The sequence below is a fragment of the Tannerella forsythia genome (genome assembly GCF_001006485.1).
Classification (GTDB): Bacteria; Bacteroidota; Bacteroidia; order Bacteroidales; family Tannerellaceae; genus Tannerella; species Tannerella forsythia.
In genome coordinates this window covers 1-1,724 of the sequence record NZ_JUET01000025.1, presented here as the reverse complement: position 1 = coordinate 1,724, position 1,724 = coordinate 1, and the positions used below count along the sequence as shown (strand labels likewise).

At 56.0% G+C, this 1,724-nt stretch carries 1 protein-coding gene; it reads left to right on the top strand.

Translation table 11 applies throughout. From position 1 onward, the window contains the following. Nucleotides 1-1,724: right-handed parallel beta-helix repeat-containing protein (locus Tanf_RS00980; RefSeq protein WP_046824579.1), on the top strand; the 1,724-nt coding region annotated here is incomplete at both ends.

Here is a 1,724-nt window from a genome sequence, read left to right as displayed (position 1 = left end):
AATGGAATGCCTCCATCAAGCGCCAACCGAACAAACCGGCCAAGATCGGGGTTCCGCAACAGTTCAGCATCAAGATGAATCAGTCGATGCTCAACATGCCTACCCTACGCATCAAGTGGACTTTCGAGGGCGGAACCCCGTCTACATCGGTAGCGGCCAGTCCGAAGGTAGTTTGGAACTCGACCGGACAGAAAAAGGTCACGCTTCATCTCTCGGCCACAGCCGGTACGGGGGCTTACGAAGTGACGTGCGACACGACCCTCGTGATGGATTTGATGCTTCACGAAAAGCACCTCGGATACTTTGTCGACCGGAACGTACGTGGCGGACGCCGTGACGGAACGAACTGGCCGAATGCTTTCCCGACGATCGATGAGGCGCTTGGCCTGGCTTCTCAGGGCGACTGTATCTGGGTGGCCGAAGGGAACTACATGCCTCCGCAAGGCCAGTCGTATGTGATCGATTACGACAGTGTCGAAATCTACGGCGGCTTCGGTGCATGGGAAACGGATTTGAACGAACGGAACTACACCTTGCATAAGACGATCATGAACGGTAACGGAAGCAACGTCGTCGTCTTCGACGGATCGACGAATTATACGAACGGCAGCTGCGGAGTCAGTCGCGATGCCCGTGTCGACGGATTCATCATCCGTGGCGGAGAGGCCTCGGAAGGAGCGGGTATTCTCTTCAAGAACGGGGCTTCGGGGACCGTAGCCAACTCGATCATTACATCCAATACGGCGACGAACTTGGGAGGTGGCATCCATATCAGCGGCGGATATAACGGCGGCTGCATGGGACGTACGGGCGACGCGCTGATCTACAACACCGAAATCAGTCACAACCGGGCCACCACAGCGGGTGGCGGTATCTATAATAGCGGAAGTGCGTTCCTCTCGGTCAATAACACCGTGAGCGGAAATATAGCCCCGACGGCAGGAGGCCTCTATAACAACGGCGGTGATCCCCATCTGCGCAACAGCATCCTCTGGGGGAACCTTACGGGTGGGGCACTCGGGTCCGACGTGATGAACGAAGGCGGAACGCCCGTATGGAGCCATTGTAATGTAGGCGGATGGAGTGCAACGCTCGGAAAAGATGGCGGACGAAACATCGATCGCAACCCCGTATTCCGTCGCAAAGGATACGACGACGATCTGACGCCTCGCAGCGACGGCAACTACCGCCTCTCGAGCACCAGTCCTTCGGTGAACAGCGGCTATAACCCGTTCGTGCTGTCGGGATTCCGCAACCGAACCTCGACCGTGCTGCTCCATCCGGCCAAGGCAGGGTATACCGAAGCTCTCGGTCTCGATCTGGGCAGTCTGGCCAGGATTTATGACGATATCGTAGATATGGGAGCATACGAATACCATCCGAATACCATATACCCCAACGTTGTACATGAGATTGTGATCGGTACGTATCCGAACGTAACGACGGTTCCCGGCGCGGGTATTCATTATATCGAAAGCCAGAAAGACTTTACGATGAGGCTCACCCCGGCCGAAGGCTATAGCCTGAAATACATACAGGTGAAGACGGACTCGAAGATACGCGATGAACAACAAGGTGGTATCCGCATCACCCATAACGAAGACGGAACGGTAACGCTCGTCTTTCCCAAAGTGGTCGAGCCGCTGACGATTCAACTCACGGGTGTGAGTCCCGTCTCGAACGTCTCGATCGATCGCGGTTACGCCCTCCGTACGGAAGAGGGT